21 protein-coding genes are annotated in these 22,580 nt (G+C 71.3%); 15 read left to right on the plus strand and 6 right to left on the minus strand.

Translation table 11 applies throughout. From position 1 onward, the window contains the following. The first annotated feature begins 1 nt into the window (after position 1). On the plus strand, positions 2-1,171 hold the full coding sequence (locus CRM73_RS08015) for an MFS transporter (protein WP_229587323.1): 1,170 nt from the start codon (positions 2-4) through the stop codon (positions 1,169-1,171). Between the two features lie 48 nt (positions 1,172-1,219). On the opposite strand, the gene CRM73_RS08020 is transcribed toward CRM73_RS08015, so the two are convergent. Together CRM73_RS08020 and CRM73_RS08025 are read right to left on the minus strand one after the other, a co-directional pair. Continuing rightward, positions 1,220-2,251 (minus strand): NAD-dependent epimerase/dehydratase family protein, encoded by a 1,032-nt coding sequence (locus CRM73_RS08020; RefSeq protein WP_109243094.1) that lies wholly within the window; start codon positions 2,249-2,251, stop codon positions 1,220-1,222. Positions 2,252-2,278: 27 nt separating this feature from the next. Continuing rightward, complete coding sequence (locus tag CRM73_RS08025) at positions 2,279-2,542, minus strand: DUF3072 domain-containing protein (protein WP_017834783.1); 264 nt, start codon at positions 2,540-2,542, stop codon at positions 2,279-2,281. A 170-nt stretch (positions 2,543-2,712) separates the two neighbouring features. Here CRM73_RS08025 and CRM73_RS08030 point away from each other — a divergent pair, with 170 nt between their 5' ends. Both CRM73_RS08030 and CRM73_RS08035 read left to right on the plus strand, forming a co-directional pair. Next, positions 2,713-3,249, plus strand: a complete 537-nt coding sequence (locus CRM73_RS08030) for a hypothetical protein (RefSeq protein WP_017834782.1) — start codon at positions 2,713-2,715, stop codon at positions 3,247-3,249. A 4-nt stretch (positions 3,250-3,253) separates the two neighbouring features. After that, a complete protein-coding gene (locus CRM73_RS08035) occupies positions 3,254-4,081 on the plus strand; it encodes a RibD family protein (protein WP_229587324.1) in 828 nt (275 codons plus the stop codon). A gap of 29 nt (positions 4,082-4,110) precedes the next feature. Here the strand turns inward: CRM73_RS08035 and CRM73_RS08040 are convergent, their stop codons facing one another. The 3 genes from CRM73_RS08040 to CRM73_RS08050 all read right to left on the minus strand — a co-directional run bounded on the left by CRM73_RS08040 (position 4,111) and on the right by CRM73_RS08050 (position 5,782). After that, positions 4,111-4,578, minus strand: a complete 468-nt coding sequence (locus tag CRM73_RS08040; RefSeq protein ID WP_229587325.1) for a peroxiredoxin — start codon at positions 4,576-4,578, stop codon at positions 4,111-4,113. A gap of 72 nt (positions 4,579-4,650) precedes the next feature. Then, positions 4,651-4,836, minus strand: a complete 186-nt coding sequence (locus tag CRM73_RS08045) for a hypothetical protein (protein ID WP_095651226.1) — start codon at positions 4,834-4,836, stop codon at positions 4,651-4,653. A gap of 163 nt (positions 4,837-4,999) precedes the next feature. Further along, positions 5,000-5,782, minus strand: coding sequence for an SDR family oxidoreductase (locus tag CRM73_RS08050; RefSeq protein WP_229587326.1), 783 nt, complete (start codon positions 5,780-5,782; stop codon positions 5,000-5,002). A gap of 202 nt (positions 5,783-5,984) precedes the next feature. Between CRM73_RS08050 and uraD the strand changes: the two genes are divergently transcribed. The 5 genes from uraD to aceE all read left to right on the plus strand — a co-directional run bounded on the left by uraD (position 5,985) and on the right by aceE (position 12,447). Beyond that, positions 5,985-6,482: a 2-oxo-4-hydroxy-4-carboxy-5-ureidoimidazoline decarboxylase gene (gene uraD, locus CRM73_RS08055; protein WP_229587327.1), complete on the plus strand. Its 498-nt coding sequence runs from the start codon at positions 5,985-5,987 to the stop codon at positions 6,480-6,482. After that, on the plus strand, positions 6,479-6,805 hold the full coding sequence (uraH, locus tag CRM73_RS08060; protein WP_017834776.1) for a hydroxyisourate hydrolase: 327 nt from the start codon (positions 6,479-6,481) through the stop codon (positions 6,803-6,805). The genes uraD and uraH overlap by 4 nt, the downstream gene beginning before the upstream one ends. A 73-nt stretch (positions 6,806-6,878) precedes the next feature. Further along, a complete protein-coding gene (pucL, locus tag CRM73_RS08065; RefSeq protein ID WP_176336907.1) occupies positions 6,879-7,790 on the plus strand; it encodes a factor-independent urate hydroxylase in 912 nt (303 codons plus the stop codon). Between the two features lie 236 nt (positions 7,791-8,026). Further along, positions 8,027-9,586, plus strand: a complete 1,560-nt coding sequence (locus tag CRM73_RS08070; protein WP_176336908.1) for a nucleobase:cation symporter-2 family protein — start codon at positions 8,027-8,029, stop codon at positions 9,584-9,586. A 140-nt stretch (positions 9,587-9,726) separates the two neighbouring features. Then, positions 9,727-12,447, plus strand: a complete 2,721-nt coding sequence (aceE, locus tag CRM73_RS08075) for a pyruvate dehydrogenase (acetyl-transferring), homodimeric type (protein ID WP_229587336.1) — start codon at positions 9,727-9,729, stop codon at positions 12,445-12,447. Positions 12,448-12,481: 34 nt separating this feature from the next. Here aceE and CRM73_RS08080 read toward each other — a convergent pair whose 3' ends face one another. After that, positions 12,482-13,255: an IclR family transcriptional regulator gene (locus CRM73_RS08080; RefSeq protein ID WP_095651231.1), complete on the minus strand. Its 774-nt coding sequence runs from the start codon at positions 13,253-13,255 to the stop codon at positions 12,482-12,484. 183 nt (positions 13,256-13,438) lie between these two features. On the opposite strand from CRM73_RS08080, the gene CRM73_RS08085 reads away from it, so the two are divergent. From CRM73_RS08085 to gcl, 7 genes are all read left to right on the plus strand, one after another. Continuing rightward, positions 13,439-14,854, plus strand: a complete 1,416-nt coding sequence (locus CRM73_RS08085; RefSeq protein ID WP_109243098.1) for an NAD-dependent malic enzyme — start codon at positions 13,439-13,441, stop codon at positions 14,852-14,854. Positions 14,855-14,945: 91 nt separating this feature from the next. Beyond that, a complete protein-coding gene (aceB, locus tag CRM73_RS08090; RefSeq protein WP_035923310.1) occupies positions 14,946-16,574 on the plus strand; it encodes a malate synthase A in 1,629 nt (542 codons plus the stop codon). Then, positions 16,571-17,917, plus strand: coding sequence for an aldolase (locus CRM73_RS08095; RefSeq protein WP_370658531.1), 1,347 nt, complete (start codon positions 16,571-16,573; stop codon positions 17,915-17,917). The genes aceB and CRM73_RS08095 overlap by 4 nt, the downstream gene beginning before the upstream one ends. Continuing rightward, positions 17,914-18,735: a bifunctional allantoicase/(S)-ureidoglycine aminohydrolase gene (locus tag CRM73_RS08100; RefSeq protein ID WP_017834769.1), complete on the plus strand. Its 822-nt coding sequence runs from the start codon at positions 17,914-17,916 to the stop codon at positions 18,733-18,735. Before CRM73_RS08095 ends, CRM73_RS08100 begins: the two co-directional genes overlap by 4 nt. Before the next feature lie 232 nt (positions 18,736-18,967). Then, complete coding sequence (locus CRM73_RS08105) at positions 18,968-19,774, plus strand: hydroxypyruvate isomerase family protein (RefSeq protein ID WP_144835792.1); 807 nt, start codon at positions 18,968-18,970, stop codon at positions 19,772-19,774. A 75-nt stretch (positions 19,775-19,849) separates the two neighbouring features. Further along, on the plus strand, positions 19,850-20,734 hold the full coding sequence (locus tag CRM73_RS08110; RefSeq protein ID WP_017834767.1) for a 2-hydroxy-3-oxopropionate reductase: 885 nt from the start codon (positions 19,850-19,852) through the stop codon (positions 20,732-20,734). Between the two features lie 59 nt (positions 20,735-20,793). After that, the gene (gcl, locus tag CRM73_RS08115; RefSeq protein WP_229587328.1) at positions 20,794-22,569 is read left to right on the plus strand and encodes a glyoxylate carboligase; all 1,776 of its coding nucleotides are present in this window, start codon (positions 20,794-20,796) and stop codon (positions 22,567-22,569) included. The last annotated feature ends 11 nt before the right edge of the window (positions 22,570-22,580 follow it).

Here is a 22,580-nt window from a genome sequence, read left to right on the forward strand (position 1 = left end):
CCTGCCGATCGCCTTCGCGGCCCGCCTGCCCCTGGCCATGCTCACCGTCGGGGCGCTCACCCTCGCCACCGCCGTCAGCGGCTCCTACGTCGTCGGAGGGCTGGCCGCCGGCGCCGTCGGGGTCGGTTCGGCGCTGGGCGGGCCCCTGATGGGCCACCTCGCCGACCGCCTGGGCCAGCAGGCCGTGCTGCTGGTCTCCGCCCTCGCCCACGCCGTGGCCATCGCGCTGCTGCTGGTCACCGCCCACGCCCCCGCGGGCCCGGACGCGCCGGCCGTGCCGCTGCTCGTCGGCGCGTCCCTGCTCGTGGGCGCCACCTGCCCCCAGGTCGGCCCGCTGGCCCGGGTGCGGTGGCGCGGCCTGGTCGGCGGGAACCGGCGCGAGCTGGACACCGCCCTGTCCTACGAGTCCACCGCCGACGAGCTGACCTTCGTGCTCGGCCCGGCCCTGGTCGGTGTCCTGGCCTCCCTGGTCGCCCCCTGGTCCCCCTTCGTCCTCGCGGCCGTCCTGACCCTCACCATGGTCACGACCTTCGCCGTGCACCCCACGCGCCTGGCGGTCCCAGCCGTCTCGCGCGAGGACCGGCGCCGTGCGGCGGCCCGTCCCGTTCCCGTCCGGGAGCGGGTCCTCGTGCTGCTCCCCGTCCTGGGGATGGTAGCCATGGGTGCGTTCTTCGGCGCCGTGCAGAACGGTCTCAACGCCTTCGGCGGCGAGTTCGGGATCCAGAGCGCGACCGGTCTGCTCTACGCCGTGCTCGGCATCAGCTCGGCGGCCGCGGCCCTGTCGGTGGCGTGGTGGCCGCAGCGCTTCCGGCCCGCCTCCCGCTGGCTGGTCAGCTCCGGCGCCATGGCCGCCCTGAGCCTGCTGTTCCTGCTGCCGAGCGGGATCGGGTCGATGCTCGTGGTGCTGCTGCTCGCCGGTCTGCCGCTGGGGCCCGCCATGGTCACGATCTACACCATCGGCGGGGACGTCGCCCGGCCGGAGCGGCTGGGCACGGTCATGACGATGCTCGCGAGCGGCGTGGTCCTCGGCTCCGCCGTGGGCGCGGCGTCGGCCGGGCTCCTGGCCGAGACCGCCGGGCGCCGGGGCGCGTTCGCCGCCGCGGTCGGCGCGGCCTGCGCCATGGTGCTGATCAGCGCGGTGCTGGCCGTGCTCCGGCGCCGGGACCGCTGACCCGCGGGACGTCCGGGTCCACGGACCCGCCCGGCGGGGCCGGCGCGGTCAGACCAGCGGCGACTTGGGCCGGTGCTCCTTGTTGCCCAGGCCCTCCCGGCCGTCCAGGTGGTCGACGAGCTCCCGCAGCGCCTCGAGCGAGCTCACGCTCTCCGACCAGCCGGTGACCTCGCGGATCCGCGTGGTGTCCATGATCGGCACGGCGCCGGCCAGGTCGATCCAGCCGGGGTCGGTGGGCTGCAGCCGCAGCCGGTAGGTGATCGCCACGAGCGCGCGCACCAGGGCCGGCGGCACGGGCAGCACGCGCCGGGCGCCGAGCACCTGCGCCACGCCGTCGGCGCCGAGCACCGGCTCGGCGGCGACGTTGAACGCCCCGCCGGCCCGGTGCTGGACGACCCGCCAGAACGCGTCCGCGACGTCGTCGGTGTGCAGCGTCTGGAAGCGGAACTTCTCGGGGAACGGCAGCACGGGCAGGCGCAGCCGGGCGATGAGCTTCCTGGGCACGAGGGCGCCGAAGAAGTAGTCCCCGATCTCGGGGGCGGCGTCCGCCTGGAACAGGAAGCCGGGCCGCAGCCGGGTCACCACGATCCCGGGGTGGGCCTCCTCGAACCGGTTGAGCAGCGCCTCCGTCTCGGCCTTCTGCACGTTGTAGTGCGAGGTCTCGACCCCGCCGACCGGCCAGGACTCGTCCACGGCCCGGTCCTTGGGGCCGGGGCTGTAGGCGCCGAGCGAGGAGGGGTAGACGATCTGGGGCACGCCGGCGAGCACCACGGCGTCGAGCACGTGGACGAGGCCGTCCACGTTCGTCTCGTGCATCAGCGCGAAGTCCCGGTTCGGGCGGATGAGCCACACGAGGTGGATCACGGCGTCCGCGCCGGCCATGATCTCCGCCAGCGCCGCGGTGGACTCCTTCGCGGCGACGTCGACGGTGTGCCACTCCACGCCGTCGTAGGGCTCCCCGCCCCGCTCGGGCCCCTCGCGGGAGACTCCGACGATGTGGGTGACCTCCGGCGCGGCGTGCAGCCGGCGGAGCACCGCGGTGCCCACGTTGCCCGTGGCTCCCAGGACGACGATCTTCACGGTGCTCCCCCTCCGCCGGTGCAGGACCTACTGGTCCTGGACCCTGCCGCTCTCGCCCTGCAGGCGGTCGATGTGCTTGGACGCCTCGGCCTTGGTGAGGTCCGCCGGCAGCTCCTCGCCGGCCTCGCGGGCCAGGGTGTCGAGGTAGCTGCGCTGCGCGCTGGTCATCGGCTCCTCGCCGGTGGCCCACTCGTCCGGGTCGCGGTCGAGCCCGCTGCCCGGCTCAGGGCTGGAGGCGCCGATGGTCTGCTGCTCGTCGGGGTCCGGGGATCCGCTCGCGTTCTCAGTCATGCGCCCCATGATAGTCACATCCCTTATGGTTTCCGCCCGGCCCGGCGGCCCCGCACCCCGTCCCGCCGCACCCCTCCTGCCGCGAGGGGGACGGAGTCAGTAGGCTGGTGGCCCCGGGGAGATCCGTGCTGGGCCCCGGCGACGCCCTTCCCACGAGCGAGGAGTAGCAGATGAGCGAGCAGCCGCCCACCGGCCCGAACGGCGCCGCGGGCGCCGGAGTCCGGTCCGACAAGCTCGAGGCCTACATGCTCGGGCACTACATGGGGGCCCTCTCCGGGGTGCGGCTCTTCGACGAGGCGGCCACCACGTGGGCCGGCACCCCCTACGAGGGCCGGTTCGCGGCGTTCGTCGACGAGATCAAGGACGACATCGGCCGCCTCGAGGCGATGATCGACCGTCTGGGCTCCGGCCGGCGCACGGTGGCCAAGGGGCTCGGAACCGTCACCGGCATTGCCTCCCGGCTCAATCCGCTGAGCCGGATCCGGGAGCGGACCGGCATCGCCGCCCACGGTGAGCTCGAGATGCTGCAGTCCCTGGTGGTCGCCAAGCGCAGCATGTGGGTCACGCTCCTGGAGCTCGCCCCCGCCGAGCCGCGCCTCGACGCCGAGGAGCTGAGGACCCTCGAGGCCGGGGCCGCCGACCAGTACGACCGCCTGCGGGCCATCGCCGCGGAGACGGCACGGGACCGGTTCCTCGCCCGGGACTGATCCCGTGATCGACAGTTCCGCGCCCCGCGGCACCGGGGCCGCCCCACCGCCCGCGGACGACGACGCCTCCGGCCCGGCCGCCCCGGACGCCTCCCCCGCCGCCGCCTGGGAGGCGCTGCTCGCCGGCCGGACCGGCCCCGTGCCGCCGCCGGGGGCGGAGCTCGTCGAACGCTACGGACCGCTCGTGGCGCACCGGGGCCCCCTCGTCCTCGCCCAGCTGGGACAGAGCCTGGACGGGTTCATCGCCTCGCGCACCGGGCACGCCGAGTTCGTGACCGGCCCGGAGGACCGGGAGCACCTGCACCGGTTGCGCGCACTTGTGGAGGCCGTGGTCGTGGGCGTCGGCACCGTGGTCGCCGACGACTGCCGGCTGACCGTCCGCGCCGTGCCCGGCCCCCATCCCACCCGGGTGGTCCTGGACCCCTCGGCGCGCGCCCCGCTGACCTCGGCCGTGCTCACGGACGGAGCCGCGCCCACGCTGTGGGTCGTGGGCGAGGACGCGGACGTGCCCGCGGCGCCGGCGCCGCACGTCGCGGTGCTGCGGGTGCCCGTGGGCGAGCACGGGCTGGCACCCCGGGCCGTGCTCGAGGCGCTGGCCCGGCGGGGCCTGCGGCGGGTGCTCGTGGAGGGCGGCGGGCGCACCGTCTCGGGGTTCCTCGCGGCCGGGACGCTGCACCGTCTCTACCTCACCACCGCACCCATGCTCATCGGGGACGGGGTGCCGGGCATCCGGTTCCCCGGCGCGGACCACCTCTCCGGGGCGCTGCGCGCCCCGGTGCGCCGCTTCGTGCTCGGCGACGACCTCTGCACCGAGCTGACCTTCCGGGCCTGAGCCCATCCGGGTCCGACGACCGGTGCGGCTCAGGCGCCCAGCCGCTCCCGCAGGCTCTTGACGTGGCCCTCGGCCTGGACGTTGTACTCCGCGGAGCTCACGGTGCCGTCCTGCTCCATGACGAAGGTCGAGCGGAGCGGGCCGGTCCGGGTCTCCCCGTTGACCGTCTTCTCCCCCCAGGCACCCCATGCCCGGGCGGCCTGACCGTCGGGGTCGGAGAGCAGCCGGTAGGGAAGGTGGTACTCCTCGGCGAATCGGGACAGGGTCTCAAGGTCGTCCCCGGAGACCCCGAGCACGGTGTAGCCCAGGTGCTGGAGCGAGGCGAGGCTGTCCCGGAAGTCGCACGCCTCGGAGGTGCAGCCGGGGGTGAAGGCCTTGGGATAGAAGTAGACGATCACCTTGTGGTCGCGCAGCTCGGAGAGCCGGACCTGCTGTCCTTCGTGGTCGGTCAGTGCGAGGTCGGGGGCCTGCCGGCCGGTCCGGATCTGCTGGGTCATGGGTTCTCCTCGAGGGGTGGATCGGTGGAGCGAGCCGGCGCGCTGGTCTGCACCGGCTCCTGGAGGACGTGGTTACGGGAGGCGTCGAGCGGCCGCGCGGCCCACCATCGCGCCCACGCAGGCCGAGGACACCGCGAGCGCCCACAGCGGTGCGGTCCGCCGGTGCCGGTGCAGCGGGCGGCTGAGGTCCGGGTCGCAGTCGATGGCGGTGTAGTCGAAGAAGATCGCGGGTGCGGGCGACGGCGCGGTGTGGTTCACGGGTTCCTCCAGGATTCGTACTATGGAATTAAGTTTCCACAATATGAAATTAGTACCTCCTGGGGCGCTCGTCAAGAGGGGTCGCGAGAACGGGTGCCCCCGGAGACAGTGTCGCGGAGACAGCGTCGCGGAGGTCCCCGGCGCGGAGTGCGGCACCGATCCGTCAGCCGCGACCGGCGAACGGCATCCCCGAGGCGGTCAGCACGAGCGAGTTCACCGTGGCGGAGGCGGGCAGCTCGGCCATCATCAGCACCGCCCGCCCCACCTCCTCGACGGGGAAGCTCGGTTCCGGTCGCAGCGTGCCGTCGGCCTGCAGGGCGCCGCCGTCCGTGCCCAGGCCCGCCAGCAGCTCCGTGGCCGCGTTGCCGATGTCGATCTGCCCGCAGGTGATGCCGTAGGGGCGCCCGTCCAGGTCCAGGGACCGGGTGAGGCCGGTGACCGCGTGCTTGCTCGCGGTGTAGGCCGCGGACAGGGGCCGGGGCGCGTGCGCGGAGATCGAGCCGTTGTTGATGATCCGCCCACCCCGGGGCTGCTGCCGCTTCATGATCCGGACGGCCTGTGCCGAGCACAGGAACGTCCCGGTCAGGTTGACCTGCAGGGTGCGCTGCCACTCGTCGGGATCGATCTCGTCCGCCCCACCGCGGGGCCCGAACGTGCCCGCGTTGTTGAACAGGACGTCGATCCGCCCGGTCAGCTCCTCGATCCCCCGGAAGGCCGAGGCCACGCTCTCGGCGTCGGCCACATCCACCGGGACGATCCGGGCACCGGGTGCGGCCTCGGCGGTCTCCACCAGGGCGGCACGCCGCCGGCCGGCCAGCACCACCACCCACCCGGCCGCCAGGAAGGCGCGCGCCACCGCGCGGCCGATCCCCGAACCGGCTCCCGTCACCACGAGCACCTTGTCCTCCGCACCCGGACCGCCGTGCCGATCCCCTGCTCCATCCATGACGTTCCTTCCGCACTCCCTCGGCATGGCCGCAATCCTCCTGCCCCGCGGTGAAACCGAAGTTTCACTCCCGGCATCTCTCTGCAAAAAATCAGTAACACAAGGATGCGACCATTGACTTCCAGCTTGTGAGCCAGTTCACTATACGCAGTGAAAGTTTTCTTCCACATTACGGAATACAGAGAGGTGACAGGCACACTCCATGAAGCTCACCGCGTTCAACTCCCTCAACAGGACCCAGGCGGCCGAGGTCGTCCGTCCGGCGCTCGACATCCCGCGCTGGGTGGAGGCCGTGGTCGACGCCCGGCCCTACGCCCACCATGATGCCCTGCTCAGCACGGCCCGGACGGCCGCGAAACCGTTCGGCGCCGAGGAGATCGAGAGAGCCCTGTCCCACCACCCTCGCATCGGCGAGCGGGCCGAGGGCGACCACGCGGAGGCCGGGCTGTCGCGAGCGGAGCAGTCCGCGGTCGACCCCACGGACACCGACGTCCAGCAGCGCCTGCGCGAGGGCAACCTCGCCTACGAGGAGCGGTTCGGCCAGGTGTTCCTCATCCGCGCCGCCGGGCGCAGCCCCGAGGAGATCCTCGACCAGCTCTCCGCCCGCATGGACAACGACCCCGGGACGGAGCAGGCCGTGGTCGCCGACCAGCTGCGCCAGATCGCCCTCCTCCGACTCGAAGGACTCGTCACCCCATGAGCTACGTCACCGCCCACGTCCTCGACTCCGTCACCGGCACCCCCGCCCAGGGGATCGCCGTGGCCCTCGAGGCCGCCGACGGCACCTCCATCGCGACCGCCGAGACCAACGCCGACGGACGCGTGCCCGAACTGGGCCCAGAGACCCTGGAATCCGGCGACTACCGGATCACCTTCGCCACGGGACAGTACTTCGCCGGCCGGAACCAGCCGACGTTCTACCCGTTCGTGACGGTGAACTTCACGGTGCAGGCCGAGGAGAGGCACTACCACGTGCCGCTCCTGCTGAGCCCGTTCGCCTTTTCCACCTACCGGGGCAGTTGACCCAGGAGTCGACGGGTCAGCCCGTCTTCGACCGCCCCGATCAGCAGAAACCTCGAGTGCAAGGAGAAACGTTATGACCGACGTCATCACCGAGAAGACCACGGACACCGTCGTCCTGGGCAAGAACCAGTACGGCAAGGCCGAGAACCACGTGGTGCGCATCAACCGCGACACCGACCGCCACGAGATCCGCGACCTCGTGGTCACCTCGCAGCTGCGCGGCGACCTGGAGGAGGTGCACACCCTCGGCGACAACGCCCACTGCGTGCCCACGGACACGCAGAAGCAGACCGTGTTCGCCTTCGCCCAGCAGTACGGGATCGAGTCCCCCGAGCAGTTCCTGCTCAAGCTCGCCGACCACTTCACCGGCGAGTTCGAGTGGATCACCGGTGGTCGCTGGGCGGCCCAGGAGTACGCGTGGAACCGCATCAACGACCACGACCACTGCTTCGTGCAGCACAAGGACGAGGTGCGCACCGCGGTGGTCGTCGCCGACGGCGAGGAGCGCACGGTGATCGCCGGGTTCAAGGACCTCACGGTCCTGAAGTCCACGCAGTCCGGCTTCACGGGCTACCCGAAGGACAAGTACACGGTCCTGCCCGAGACCGAGGACCGGATCATGTCCACGGACGTGGCCACCCGGTGGCGCTACAACACCACCGACGTGGACTACGACGCCGTCTACGAGAACGTCAAGAAGATCATCCTGACCAAGTTCACCGACCACTACTCCAAGGCCCTGCAGGAGACCCTCTACCTGATGGGCAAGGCCGTCATCGAGGCCCACCCGGAGATCGACGAGATCAAGTTCTCGTGCCCGAACAAGCACCACTTCGTGTACGACCTCGGCTTCTGCGGCCTCGAGAACGACAAGGAGACCCACTGGGCGGCCGACCGCCCCTACGGACTCATCGAGGCCACGATCCAGCGCAAGGGAGCCGCGGAGAACGAGTCCGCCTGGATGGGCATCGCAGGCTTCTGCTGAGCACCGCACTCCCCGGTGCCGCCCACGGCGGCACCGGCCGGGGTCCGTCGTCGTCCGTGCGCGACGACGGCGGACCCCCGCACCCTCCTGCGGGCGGCGCCCACGCTGCCGGCTCACCCGGCGCCCCGCGGCGCCCACCGCGCATCGCGCACCTCTCCACCTCCTCGCTCCGCCCCGGTCCCGCCCCTTCGCCGGCACCGGGTCTCTCCCGTCACCAGGATCCTTAGGAGAACACCATGGCCAGGTCACGCACCGCTGAGCCGCCCACCACCACCCGCGCCCGCCCCGAGGACGAGTACCTCGGCGCGGGCGCCAGCCTCGGCTACGGGCTGCAGCACGTGCTCACCATGTACGGCGGCATCATCGCCCCGCCGCTCATCATCGGCGGGGTCGCCGGCATGACCCCGCAGGAGCAGGGTCTGCTCATCGCGGCCTCGCTGTTCGTGGGCGGACTCGCCACGGTCCTGCAGTCCTGGGGCCTCAAGTTCTTCGGCTCGCAGCTGCCGCTCGTGCAGGGCACCTCCTTCGCCGGCGTGGCCACCATGACCGCGATCGTCCAGAGCGGCGGCGGCATCCAGGCCGTCTTCGGCGCCGTCATCGTCGCCTCGGTCGTCGGCTTCCTCATCACACCGTTCTTCGTGAGCATCATCCGCTTCTTCCCGCCGGTCGTCACCGGCGTGGTGATCACGTCCATCGGCCTCACGCTGTTCCCGGTGGCGGCCCGGTGGGCCATGGGCGGCAACGCGCAGTCCCCCGAGTACGGCTCGGTCGGCAACATCGCCCTGGCCGGCCTGACCCTGCTCATCATCATGCTGCTCTCCAAGCTGGGCAGCGCCGCCATCTCCCGGCTCTCCATCCTCATCGGCCTGGTGCTCGGCACGGCCGCGGCCGCGGCGCTGGGCATGGCGGACTTCAGCCAGGTGCTCAGCGGCGACATCTTCGCCGTCCCGCAGCCGCTGGCCTTCGGTCCCCCCGTGTTCGAGGTGGCGGCCATCCTCTCGATGTTCATCGTCATCCTCGTGACCCTCACCGAGACCACCGCCGACATCATCGCGGTCGGCGAGATCGTCGACACGAAGGTCGACAAGAAGCGCATCGCCGACGGCCTGCGCGCGGACATGGCCTCCTCCGCCCTGGCCCCCCTCTTCAACGGCTTCACCCAGAGCGCCTTCGCCCAGAACGTGGGGCTCGTGGCCATCACCGGCGTCAAGAGCCGCTTCGTGGTCACGGCCGGCGGCCTCATCCTCGTGACCCTCGGCCTGCTGCCCGTGCTCGGGCGGGTCGTCGCGGCGGTCCCGCCGCCCGTGCTCGGCGGGGCCGGCATCGTGCTCTTCGGCAGCGTGGCCGCCTCCGGCATCCGCACCCTGGCGAAGGTGGACTTCGGCAACGGCGCCAACCTGATCATCGTGGCCACCTCCATCGGGTTCGGCATGCTGCCCATCGCCGTGCCCGAGATCTACGCGAACTTCCCGGCCTGGTTCGAGACGATCTTCCACTCCGGCATCAGCTCGGCGGCCGTGATGGCGATCCTGCTCAACATCCTGTTCAACGAGTTCCGCGCCGGCAATCCGCCGAGGGGCACCGGCTCCGTCTTCGCCAACGCCCCGGTGCGCGCGGTGCGCTACGAGAGCATCGAGCATCTGCAGGACCACCTCCAGGAGGGCGACACCGTCAGGAACGGCAAGCTCGTGGACTGCGACGGCAACGAGGTGCCCGTCATCACCGCCGCCGGCGAGATCATCGACACCAGGGTCTGCAAGCCCCAGGACGGCTCGAGCGGCTCGTCCGCGCACTGACCCGCCGGCGAACCTCCACCGGTCTTCTGCGGCGCCGGGGATCCCGGCGCCGCAGGAGGCCGGTCGGACGCGCCTCTCCTCCACCCCTGGCTTTCTCCACCCATGACCCCTGAGAAAGAGTTGACGTGACCCCTGAGCACATGGTTGAACACCGCAACCGGCCGACTCCCGAGGCCCCGGACAGCACATCGGCCGCAGCCGCGCAGTGGCTGGGTTCGTTCGAGGACCTCATCGAGAAGCAGGTGCGGGAGCGGACGCAGTACCTCCTGCAGTCGTCGGCACCACGACCCGGGTCCGCGGGCCCGGCCGCGCCGACGGTCACCACGGACTACGTGAACACGATCCCCGTGGACCAGGAGCCGGAGTTCCCGGGCGACGAGGAGATCGAGCGCACCTACCGCCGCTGGCTGCGCTGGAACGCCGCCGTGATGGTGCACCGGGCCCAGCGCCCGGAGATCGGCGTGGGCGGTCACATCTCCACCTACGCCGGCGCGGCCACCCTCTACGAGGTCGGCTTCAACCACTTCTTCCGCGGCCCCGACCATCCCGGCGGCGGGGACCAGGTCTTCTTCCAGGGTCACGCCTCCCCGGGTATGTACGCCCGGGCGTTCCTGGAGGGCCGGCTCACCGAGGAGCAGCTGGACGGGTTCCGGCAGGAGAAGTCCAAGGGCAGCGACGGCATCCCGTCCTACCCGCACCCCCGCTCCATGCCCGACTTCTGGCAGTTCCCGACCGTGTCCATGGGCATCGGGCCGATGAACGCGATCTACCAGGCGCAGTTCAACCGCTACCTGCACCACCGCGGGATCAAGGACACCTCCGAGCAGCAGGTCTGGGCGTTCCTGGGCGACGGCGAGATGGACGAGCCGGAGTCGCGCGGGCTGCTGCAGCTGGCCGCCAACGAGAAGCTGGACAACCTGAACTTCGTGATCAACTGCAACCTGCAGCGCCTGGACGGGCCGGTGCGCGGCAACGGCAAGATCGTCCAGGAGCTGGAGGCCTTCTTCCGCGGCGCCGGCTGGAACGTGGTCAAGGTGCTGTGGGGACGGGAGTGGGACCCCCTGCTGGCGGCCGACACGAACGGCGAGCTGGTCCGGGTCATGAACGAGACCCTCGACGGGGACTACCAGACCTTCAAGGCGGAATCCGGCGGGTTCGTCCGCGACCACTTCTTCGGCCGGTCCACCACCACCAAGGAGCTCGTCGCGGACATGACCGACGACGAGATCTGGGCCCTCAAGCGCGGCGGCCACGACTATCGGAAGGTCTATGCCGCCTACCGGGCGGCCACCGAGTTCCGGGGCAAGCCCACGGTGGTGCTCGCGATGACGGTGAAGGGCTACGGGCTGGGCGCCTCTTTCGAGGCGCGCAACGCGACCCACCAGATGAAGAAGCTGACCCTGGAGGACCTCAAGGCCTTCCGCGACCTTTTGCGCATCCCGGTCACCGACGAGCAGATCGACAACGACCTCTACGGCGTCCCGTACTACCACCCCGGCCCCGACGCCCCGGAGATCCGCTACCTTCTCGAGCGGCGCAGGGAGCTGGGCGGAGGCCTGCCCGTGCGCCGGGCCCGGCACGCCCCCGTGGTGCTGCCCGGCGACGACGCCTACCGGTCCGGCAAGAAGGGATCGGGCAAGCAGATGGCGGCCACCACCATGGCCTTCGTGCGCGTCCTGCGGGATCTCATGCGGAGCAAGGACTTCGGCCACCGGATCGTGCCCATCGTCCCCGACGAGGCCCGGACCTTCGGCATGGACTCGTTCTTCCCCACGGCGAAGATCTACAACCCCAACGGGCAGAACTACCTCTCCGTGGACCGCGAGCTGATGCTCGCCTACAAGGAGTCCCCACAGGGCCAGATCCTGCACGCGGGGATCAACGAGGCCGGCTCCGTGGCGGCGTTCACCGCCGCAGGCACCGCCTACGCCACCCACGGCGAGCCCATGGTGCCGGTCTACATCTTCTACTCGATGTTCGGCTTCCAGCGCACCGGCGACTCCTTCTGGGCCGCCGCCGACCAGATGACCCGCGGGTTCATCATCGGGGCCACCGCCGGGCGCACCACGCTCACCGGCGAGGGCCTCCAGCACGCCGACGGCCACTCCCCCGTGCTCGCCGGCACGAACCCGGCCGTGCGCAGCTACGACCCGGCCTACGGCTACGAGATCGCCCACATCGTCCGGCACGGCCTCGAGCAGATGTACGGCCCGGACTCGGCGGACCCGAACGTCATGTACTACCTGACGGTCTACAACGAGCCCTACCAGCAGCCGGCCGAGCCGGAGGACGTCGACGTCGAGGGCATCGTGCGCGGCATCCACCGGGTCGCCGGCTCCGCGCACCCCGGCCCGAAGGTGCAGCTGCTCGGCTCGGGCGTGTCGGTGCCGTGGGCCCTGCAGGCCCAGCAGGTGCTGGCCGAGGAGTGGGGGGTCTCCGCCGACGTGTGGTCGGTGACCTCCTGGAACGAGCTGCGCCGCGACGGCCTGGCCGCCGAGCAGGAGGCGTTCCGCAACCCGGCAGCACCGCGCCGGGTGCCCTTCGTGACCCAGCAGCTCGCAGGGGCGGAGGGGCCCGTCATCGCCTCCACGGACTTCGTCTCGGAGCTGCCGGACCGGATCCGGCAGTACCTGCCGAACGACTTCGCCACCCTGGGTGCCGACGACTTCGGCTTCTCGGACACCCGCGCCGCGGCTCGGCGCTGGTTCGGGATCGACGTGCACTCCATCGTGGTGCGGGCGCTGCAGATGCTCGCCGACCGGGGGGAGGTGGACGACGGGGCCCCGGCCCGGGCGTTCGAGCGCTACCGCCTGGACGACGTCACCGCCGGCACCACCGGCAACGCCGGCGGCGACGCCTGATCCCGCACCCGCCTCCGACAGCGACGCCCGGGAGTCAGGCCGTGACGGGCATCAGCTCGGCGGCGATCGCCTCGGCCGCCCGGCGCAGCACGGGCACGGCCCGGCGGCCGAACTCCTCGTCCACCCGGGACACCGGTCCGGAGACGGAGATCGCCGTGGGGGTCGGCGCCCCGGGCACCGCCATCGCGAAGCAGCGCACGCCGAGCTCGGTCTCCTCGTCGTCGATCGCGTAGCCGCGCTCCCGGATCCGGTCGAGGTCCGCGAACAGCTCCTCGAGGGTCCCGATGCTCTTGGGCGTGGGCGTGGCCATGCCCGCCGCGCCCACGATGGCACGGACCCGTTCGTCCGGCAGGGTGGCGAGCATGGCCTTGCCCACACCGGTGTCGTGGGTGTCGGCCCGGCGGCCCACCTCCGTGAACATGCGCATGGACCGGTTGGACTGGGCCTGGGCGATGTAGACGACCTCATGGCCGTCGAGCACGGCCATGTTCGCCGACTCGCCGAGCTCGGCCACCAGCTCGTCCAGACGCGAACGGGCCGCCGAACCGAACTGCCGCCCGGCGGCCTCCCCCAGCAGGATCAGCCGCGGCCCCAGCGCGTAGTTGCGGTTGGGGAGCTGACGGACGTAGCCGGAGGGCACCAGCGTGCGCAGCAGCCGGTGGATGGTGGGCAGCGGAAGCTTCACAGCGGCGGAGAGCTCGCTGAGCGACATCTCCCCACCGGCCGCGGTGATCACCTCGAGGAGCTCGAAAACGCGTTCCACCGATTGCACCCCGCCCGAACCGGCTCGTGTGGTCGTCGTGGTCATGGCCATCTCCCGTCGGTACAGCCCGGCCGCCTCGTGCGCCGGGTGAGATCTCGGTGGCCGGATCCGTGACAGGTGTCACGAAAGATCCTTGCCAACCTCGGCTGGCTCCCATAATATCCATAATACGAAAGTTTCATTCCACGATGCGACTGAAATGGTCGCACCACAGCCCCTGGAGGAACCATGGCCACGCCCAGTCCCGGATACTCGATGATCCTGCGTGTGGAGGCCCCGGCAGGCCTCACCGTCACCAGCGAGCTCGCCGCCGCCGCCGCTCGGGCCGGCGCGGCCGTGACCGCCCTCGACATCGTGGAGTCCCACGCAGACCACGTCGTCGTCGACGTCAGCTGCAACGTCTCCGACGCTTCCCACCGCGACGAGGTGCGCGACTCCCTCGAGGCGCTCGACGGCGTCCAGGTGCGCAAGATCAGCGACCGCACGTTCCTGATCCACCTCGGCGGCAAGATCGAGGTCACCCCCCGCGTCTCGCTGCGCAACCGTGACGACCTCTCCCGCGCCTACACCCCCGGCGTGGCCCGGGTCTGCATGGCCATCCACGACAACCCCGAGGACGCCCGGCGGCTGACGATCAAGCGCAACACGGTGGCCGTGGTCACCGACGGCACCGCGGTGCTCGGCCTGGGCGACATCGGCCCGGCCGCCGCCCTGCCGGTCATGGAGGGCAAGGCCGCCCTGTTCAAGGCGTTCGCCGGCGTGGACGCGTGGCCGGTCTGCCTCGACACGACGGACACCGACGAGATCGTGCGCATCGTCAAGGCCATGGCGCCTGTCTACGGCGGGATCAACCTCGAGGACATCGCGGCCCCGCGCTGCTTCGAGATCGAGGCCCGGCTCCGCGAGGAGCTCGACATCCCGGTCTTCCACGACGACCAGCACGGCACCGCGATCGTGGCCCTGGCCGCGCTGTTCAACGCCCTGCGCGTGGTGGACAAGCAGATCGGCGACATCAAGGTCGTGGTCTCCGGGGTGGGCGCCGCAGGGCACGCCATCATCCAGCTCCTCAAGGCCCAGGGAGTGCAGGACATCATCGCCTGCTCCCGCAAGGGCGCGATCCACCGCGGGGAGAGCTACGACGACCCGCACCGGCAGTGGATCGCCGAGAACACCAACGAGACCGGGTTCTCCGGCTCGCTCAAGGAGGCCGTGGTGGGCAGCGACGTCTTCATCGGCGTCTCCGCCCCCGACCTGCTCGACGGGGCCGACGTGGCCGCCATGAACGACCGCGCGATCGTCTTCGCCATGGCCAACCCCGACCCCGAGATCGATCCCGGCGTCGCCGCGGAGCACGCCGCGGTGGTCGCGACCGGCCGCTCGGACTTCCCGAACCAGATCAACAACGTCCTGGCCTTCCCGGGCCTGTTCCGCGGCCTGCTCGACGCCGGGGCATCCGACATCACCACCGACATGCTGGTCGCCGCCGCGCAGGCCATCGCCGACTGCGTGGCCGAGGACGAGCTCAACGCGAGCTACATCGTCCCCAGTGTCTTCGACCAGCACGTGGCGCCGGCCGTGGCCGAGGCCGTGCAGCAGGCGGCCCAGCAGGACACCCGTCAGCTCGCACCGGTGGCCGCCCGCTAGCAGCGCGGCACCGAGTCCGCACCACCGGGCGTCGCCGCCCGGCACCACGGGCGGCGACGCCCACCGAACCCAGCACCGAACGGAGACCACCATGGCCATCGAGTTCACCACCCCCGCCGGCCTGGACCGCGCGAGCGAGATCCTCACCGCCGAGGCCCTCTCCTTCGTGGAGGCCCTGCACCACAACTTCGCCGACCGCCGCGCCGAGCTGCTCGGCGCCCGGGAGCAGAACCGCCGCCGGGCCGCCGAGACCGGCACCCTGGACTTCCTGCCGGAGACCCGGGAGATCCGCGAGGGGGACTGGACGGTCGCCCCGGCGCCGCCGGCCCTGCAGGACCGCCGGGTCGAGATGACCGGGCCCGCCTCGCCGGCCAAGATGGCGATCAACGCGCTGAACTCCGGGGCCAAGGTGTGGCTCGCCGATCTCGAGGACGCCTCGAGCCCCACCTGGCACAACCAGGTGGACGGCGTCCTCAACCTGCGCGACGCCGCCCGGGGCACCCTGAGCTTCACGTCCCCGGAGGGCAAGCAGTACGCCCTGCGCCAGGACGCCCCGCTCGCCGTGGTCGTCACCCGGCCCCGCGGCTGGCACCTGCCGGAGCACAACGTCACGGTGGACGGGCAGCCGGCCTCCGGCGCGCTCGTGGACTTCGGCCTGCACTTCTTCCACACCGCGAAGCTCCTGCTGGCCAACGGGCACGGACCGTACTACTACCTGCCGAAGCTGGAGTCCCACCTCGAGGCCCGGCTGTGGAACGACGTGTTCACGTTCGCCGAGGAGCACCTGGGCATCGAGCACGGCACCGTCCGGGCGACCGTGCTCATCGAGACGATCCCCGCGGCGTTCCAGATGGACGAGATCCTCTGGGAGCTGCGCGAGCACGCCTCGGGGCTCAACGCGGGACGCTGGGACTACCTGTTCAGCATCATCAAGTACTTCCGGGACGCCGGCGAGAAGTTCGTCCTGGCGGACCGCTCCACCATCACCATGACGGCCCCGCTGATGCGGGCCTACACCGAGCTGCTCGTGCGGACCTGTCACCGCCGCGGGGCCTTCGCGATGGGCGGCATGGCCGCGGTCATCCCCAACCGCCGGGACCAGGAGGCCACCGAGGCCGCGTTCGCCAAGGTGCGCGCGGACAAGACCCGCGAGGCCGACGACGGCTTCGACGGCTCCTGGGTGGCCCACCCGGACCTGGTGCCCACCTGCCGCGAGGTCTTCGACGGGGTCCTCGGCGAGAGGCCCAACCAGGTGGACCGGCTGCGCGAGGACGTGCGGGTGAGCGCCGAGCAGCTGCTCGACGTCGCCAGCGCCGGGCGGGTGAGCACCCAGAAGGAGCTCGCGGCCAACCTCTACGTGGCGATCCGCTACACCGCCGTGTGGCTCTCCGGCAACGGGGCCGTGGCCATCCACAACCTCATGGAGGACGCCGCGACCGCCGAGATCTCCCGCTCGCAGATCTGGCAGCAGATCCGCAACGGCGTGGTCTACGAGGACACCGGGAACACCGCGACCCGCGAGCTCGTGGCCGAGGAGCTCCAGCGGCAGAAGGAGGTCCTGCGCGAGGAGGTCGACCCGCAGTCCTACGAGGCGCACTTCGAGCCGGCGGCCGCCCTGATCGCCGATCTGGTGCTGGGCGAGGACTACGTCGACTTCCTCACCCTGCCCGCCTACGAGCTGCTCGAGCAGTCCGACCGCGACCGGGTGGCCACGAAGTGAGCGCCGGCGACCTGGACACCGGGACGCTGGGCACGGCCTTCCGGCAGCGCGCTGCGGAGCGGCTCGCCGGCACCGACGCGCTGCTCCAGCAGTCCTACCCGGGGGACCCCGGTACACGCCAGCCCGTGCACACCGTCTACCTCCCCGCCGACAGCTTCACCCCGGAGACCGCCCGGCAGTGGGGAGAGCGCGCCGCCCGGTCCGTGGCCGGGCTCGGTGCGGCCTCCCTCGCGGAGCAGGTGGCCCCCGAGGGTGCCGCCCCGGGTCTGGTCGACAGGGTGGCGCGAGCGGTCGAGCACAAGCTCGCCACCGAGCCCATCGAGGACGTCCGTCTGGACTTCGAGGACGGTTTCGGCGACCGCGGGGACCAGGAGGAGGACGAGTGGGCCGTGCGCGCGGCGCGCACCGTGGCCCTGGCCGTCCGGGAGGGCACCGCGCCGCCGTACATCGGGATCCGCTTCAAGTGCTTCGAGGCCGCCACCCGGGACCGCGGCCTGCGCACGCTCGACCTGTTCGTCACCACCCTGGTGCGCGAGGGCGGGCTGCGGGAGGCCGGGCACAGCGAGGACGGCCTCCCCCGCGGCCTCGTCCTCACCCTGCCCAAGGTGAGCACCACGGAGCAGGTCGACGTCATGGTCGAGGCCTGCGAACAGCTCGAGGCGGGCCTCGGGCTGCCGGCGGGGCGGCTGCGGTTCGAGGTGCAGATGGAGACGGCCCCGATGATCCTGGGGACCGACGGCACCTGCCCCATCCCGGCGATGCTCCACCGGACGGACGGACGGGTCGAGGCCCTGCACTACGGGACCTACGACTATTCCGACTCCCTGCAGATCGCCGCCCAGTACCAGTCCATGGAGCACCCGGCCGCCGACCACGCCAAGGCCGTCATGCAGGTCGCCGTGGCCGGCACCGGGGTGCGGCTGTCCGACGGCTCCACGAACATCCTGCCCACCGGGAGCGACCGGCAGAAGCTGGCCGCCTGGCGGCTGCACGCCCGTCTGGTGCGCCGCTCCCTGGAGCGGGGCTACTACCAGGGATGGGACCTGCACGCGCACCAGCTGCCCACCCGCTACCTGGCCACGTACTTCTTCTACCGCGAGGGCTTCCCCGCGGCGGCGCTGCGGCTGAAGAACTACGTGCACGGCATCGAGTCGGAGATCATGGACGAACCGGCCACCGCCCGCGCCCTGGCCCGATTCGTCCACCGCGGCGTGCTGTGCGGCGCGATCTCCGGGGAGGAGCTCGAGGAGAGCGCCGGCATCGGCGAGCACGAGCTCTTCTCCCTGGCCCACCCCAAGGCCGCGGCACCGGCCGCATCGACCACCGGAGGCGACTTCAGATGACCGAGACCACCTACCACGCGCCGCACGGCGGCCACCCCGACCAGACCCAGCTGCTCACGGACCGGGCGATGTTCACGGAGGCCTACGCGGTGATCCCGCGCGGGACCATGCGGGACATCGTGACCAGCCGGCTCCCGTTCTGGGAGGACACCCGGGTCTGGGTGCTCGCCCGGCCTCTGTCCGGCTTCGCGGAGACCTTCTCGCAGTACATCGTGGAGGTCGGCCCCGGCGGCGGCAGCGACCGGCCCGAGACGGAGGCCGGCGTGGAGGGCGTGCTCTTCCTCATGGAGGGGGCGCTCGTCCTGACCGTCGACGGGGAGGAGCACGAGCTCGTCCCCGGCGGCTATGCCTTCCTCCCGCCGGAGTGCGAGTGGACCGTGCGCAACCGCGGCGGCGAGCCCGCCCGCCTGCACTGGATCCGCAAGGCCTACGAGTACGTGCAGGGCATCGAGGTGCCGGAGCCGTTCGTCACCAACGAGCAGGAGGTCGAGCCGACGGCCATGCCGGGGACCGACGGCAAGTGGGCGACCACGCGCTTCGTGGACCCGGACGACGTCCGGTACGACATGCACGTGACGATCGTGACCTTCGAGCCGGGGGCGGTGATCCCCTTCGCCGAGACCCACGTCATGGAGCACGGGCTCTACGTCCTCGAGGGCAAGGCCGTCTACCGGCTCAACCAGGACTGGGTCGAGGTCGAGGCCGGCGACTTCATGTGGCTGCGGGCGTTCTGCCCCCAGGCCTGCTACGCGGGCGGCCCCGGCCGGTTCCGGTACCTCCTCTACAAGGACGTCAACCGGCAGATGAAGCTGCGCTGACCGGACGGCGATCCCGTCCCCACCGACCGGACCCCGTACCGCCCTGCCACCGCGGCGGCACGGGGTCCTTCCATGCCATCGGACCACACCCCATAGTTTTCACATCTCGAAATAATTCTTCCAATCAGAGATTGACCTGCGTCACAGGGGACCGTACGCTGTTTCACAAGACAGAAGTTGACTTCCACATTCCGAAATACGTGGTGGTCCCGTCCGAACCAGGAGGATCCAGATGTCCTACACCGTGAACTGCTCCATCCTTCTCACCGACCTGCCCCTACTCGAGCGCCCCGCGGCCGCCAAGGCCGCCGGCTTCGACGCGGTCGAGTTCTGGTGGCCCTTCGCGGAGTCCGTGCCCGCGGACCGCGACGTCGACGCCTTCGTGGACGCGATCCGGGACGCGGGGGTGCAGCTGAGCGGGCTGAACTTCAACGCAGGCGACATGCCGGGCGGAGACCGGGGCCTCGTGTCCTGGAAGGGCCGCTGCGGGGAGTTCAAGGAGAACATCGCCGTGGTCGCCGCCATCGGCGAGCGCACCGGCTGCAAGGCCTTCAACGCGCTCTACGGCAACCGCCGGACCGAGCACACGCCGGAGGCCCAGGACGAGCTGGCGGTGCGCAATCTCGTGGCCGCCGCCGAGGGCGTGGCGCGCATCGGCGGGACCGTGCTGCTGGAGCCGGTCTCCGGCACCGAGGCCTATCCCCTGAAGACCGCCCAGGACGCCCTCGACGTCATCGCGAAGGTCCGGGCCGCCGGTGCCGACAACATCAGGCTGCTCGCCGACTTCTACCACCTGTCGGTCAACGGTGACGACGTCTCCGCGGTCATCGAGAAGCACGCCGCTGACTTCGGCCACATCCAGATCGCCGACGCCCCAGGGCGCAACGAGCCCGGCACCGGCGAGCTCCCGCTCCAGCAGTGGATCGAGCGCAGCCGGGAGCTCGGCTACTCGGGCTACGTGGGCCTCGAGTACAAGGCGTCGCAGCAGGACCCCTTCGCCTGGACCGCCGCGTGGTCCGCGGCCCGCGCCGGCGCCTGACGCCGCTCCTCCCCGCACCTGCCACCACGGCCCGTCGCACGCACCGCACGGGCTCCCACAGTGAGGAATCCCACCATGACCAACGTCACCGTCATCGGACTCGGCATCATGGGCCTGCCCATGGCCAAGAACCTCGTCACGGCCGGCTACGACGTCGTCGGCTTCAACCGTTCGCAGGACAAGATCGACCAGCTCGTCGAGGCCGGCGGCAAGGGCGCGTCCAGCGTGGCCGAGTCCGTCGCGAACGCCGACGTCGTGATCACGATGGTCCCGGACTCCCCGGACGTCGAGGGCGTCGTGACCGGCGAGGACGGCGTCTTCGCCCACGCCGCGCAGGGCACCGTCTGGATCGACGCGAGCTCCATCCGCCCGGACGTGGCCGCGCGCCTGTCCCGGGAGGCCGTCGAGCACGGACTGCGCCCGCTGGACGCCCCGGTCTCCGGCGGGGAGCAGGGCGCCATCGACGCCGTGCTCTCGATCATGGTCGGCGGCGAGGCCGCGGACTTCGAGGCCGCCCGCCCGGTGCTCGAGGCCGTCGGGAAGACGATCGTGCACGTGGGCCCCGCCGGCTCCGGGCAGACCGTCAAGGCGGCCAACCAGCTGATCGTGGCCGGCAACATCCAGCTGCTCGCGGAGGCCGTCGTCTTCCTCGAGGCCTACGGCGTGGACACGGACGCCGCGCTGAAGGTCCTCGGGGGCGGCCTGGCCGGTTCCAAGGTCCTGGACCAGAAGGGCCAGAAGATGCTGGACCGCAACTTCGACCCGGGCTTCCGGCTCCAGCTGCACCACAAGGACATGGGCATCGTGACCTCCGCCGCCCGGGAGGCCGGCGTGGCCGTGCCGCTCGGCGCGATCGTCGCCCAGCTCGTGGCCGCCACCGTCAACAAGGGCGACGGCGGACTCGACCACTCGGGTCTCTTCAAGCTCGTCGAGGAGCTCTCCGGCCGCTCGGGCCGCTGACCTTCCCCACCCCACCGCTTCCCGACCCGATCCCGGGTCCTGCTTCCAAGGAGTTCATCATGGCCAGAATGCGCACGGTCGACGCCGTCGTCGCCATCCTCGAGAAGGAGGGCGCCACCGAGGCCTTCGGCCTGCCCGGCGCCGCCATCAACCCGTTCTACTCGGCGATGCGCGCCCACGGCGGCATCCGGCACACCCTCGCCCGGCACGTCGAGGGCGCCTCGCACATGGCCGACGGCTACACCCGGGCCGCCCCCGGCAACATCGGGATCTGCGTGGGGACGTCCGGGCCTGCGGGCACCGACATGATCACCGGCCTCTACGCCGCGTGGGCGGACTCCGTCCCGATCCTGTGCATCACCGGCCAGGCCCCCGTGGCCAAGCTGCACAAGGAGGACTTCCAGGCCGTGGACATCTCCTCGATCGCCGCGCCGGTCACCAAGATGGCCATGACGGTGCTGGAGCCCGGCCAGGTGCCGGGGGCGTTCCAGAAGGCCTTCTACCTCATGCGCTCGGGCCGGCCCGGTCCGGTGCTGCTGGATCTCCCCCTGGACGTCCAGCTCGCCGAGATCGAGTTCGACATCGACGTCTACGAGCCCCTGGCCGTCCACCGCCCCGCGGCGACCCGCGCGCAGGCCGAGAAGGTCCTGGACATGCTCTCCTCCGCGCAGCGTCCGCTCATCGTGGCCGGCGGCGGCATCATCAACGCCGATGCCTCGGCGCAGCTGGTCGAGCTCGCCGAGCTGCTGGACGTGCCCGTGATCCCGACCCTCATGGGCTGGGGCGCCATCCCGGACGACCACCCGCTGATGGCCGGGATGGTCGGACTGCAGACCTCCCACCGCTACGGCAACGCGACCTTCCTGGAGTCCGACTTCGTGCTCGGCATCGGCAACCGGTGGGCCAACCGCCACACCGGCGGCCTGGACACCTACACCCGGGGCCGCACGTTCGTGCACATCGACATCGAGCCCACCCAGATCGGACGCGTCTTCTCCCCCGACCTCGGCATCGTCTCCGACGCCGGCGCGGCCCTGGAGATCCTCATCGAGGTCGCCCGGGAGCGGAAGGAGCGGTTCTCCGTGCCGGACTGGTCCGTGTGGGTCAAGGACTGCGCCCAGCGCAAGGGCTCGATGCAGCGCAAGACGCACTTCACGCAGGTCCCGGTCAAGCCGCAGCGCGTCTACGAGGAGATGAACACCGCCTTCGGCGCGGACGTCACCTACGTCTCCACGATCGGGCTCTCCCAGATCGCCGGCGGCCAGTTCCTGCACGTGCACGGCCCCCGCCAGTGGATCAACGCCGGCCAGGCCGGCCCGCTGGGCTGGACCGGGCCCGCCGCCCTCGGCGTCGTCCGGGGCAAGCCCGAGGCCACCGTCGTCGCGCTCTCCGGGGACTACGACTTCCAGTTCATGATCGAGGAGCTGGCCGTCGGGGCGCAGTTCAACCTGCCCTATCTCCACGTGGTGGTGAACAACTCGTACCTGGGCCTCATCCGCCAGTCCCAGCGCGGGTTCAAGATGGAGCAGAACGTCTCCCTGGCGTTCGAGAACATCAACTCCCCGGAGACCCAGGGCTACGGAGTGGACCACCTCAAGGTGGTCGAGGGCCTGGGCTGCAAGGCCCTGCGCGTGACCGATCCCGAGAAGCTGCAGGAGGCCTTCGGCCAGGCGCGGGTCCTCCTGCAGAAGCACCAGGTCCCCGTGGTGGTGGAGGTCATACTGGAGAAGGTCACCAACATCTCCATGGGGACCGAGATCGACAACGTGGTCGAGTTCGAGGAGCTCGCCGTCAGCGGCGTGGACGCCCCGACGGCGATCGCCCTGCTCGACTGATCCCCGTCCGC

Origin of the sequence: Kocuria sp. CCUG 69068 (assembly GCF_020833785.1) — a bacterium.
In the GTDB taxonomy this organism is placed as follows: domain Bacteria; phylum Actinomycetota; class Actinomycetes; order Actinomycetales; family Micrococcaceae; genus Kocuria; species Kocuria rosea.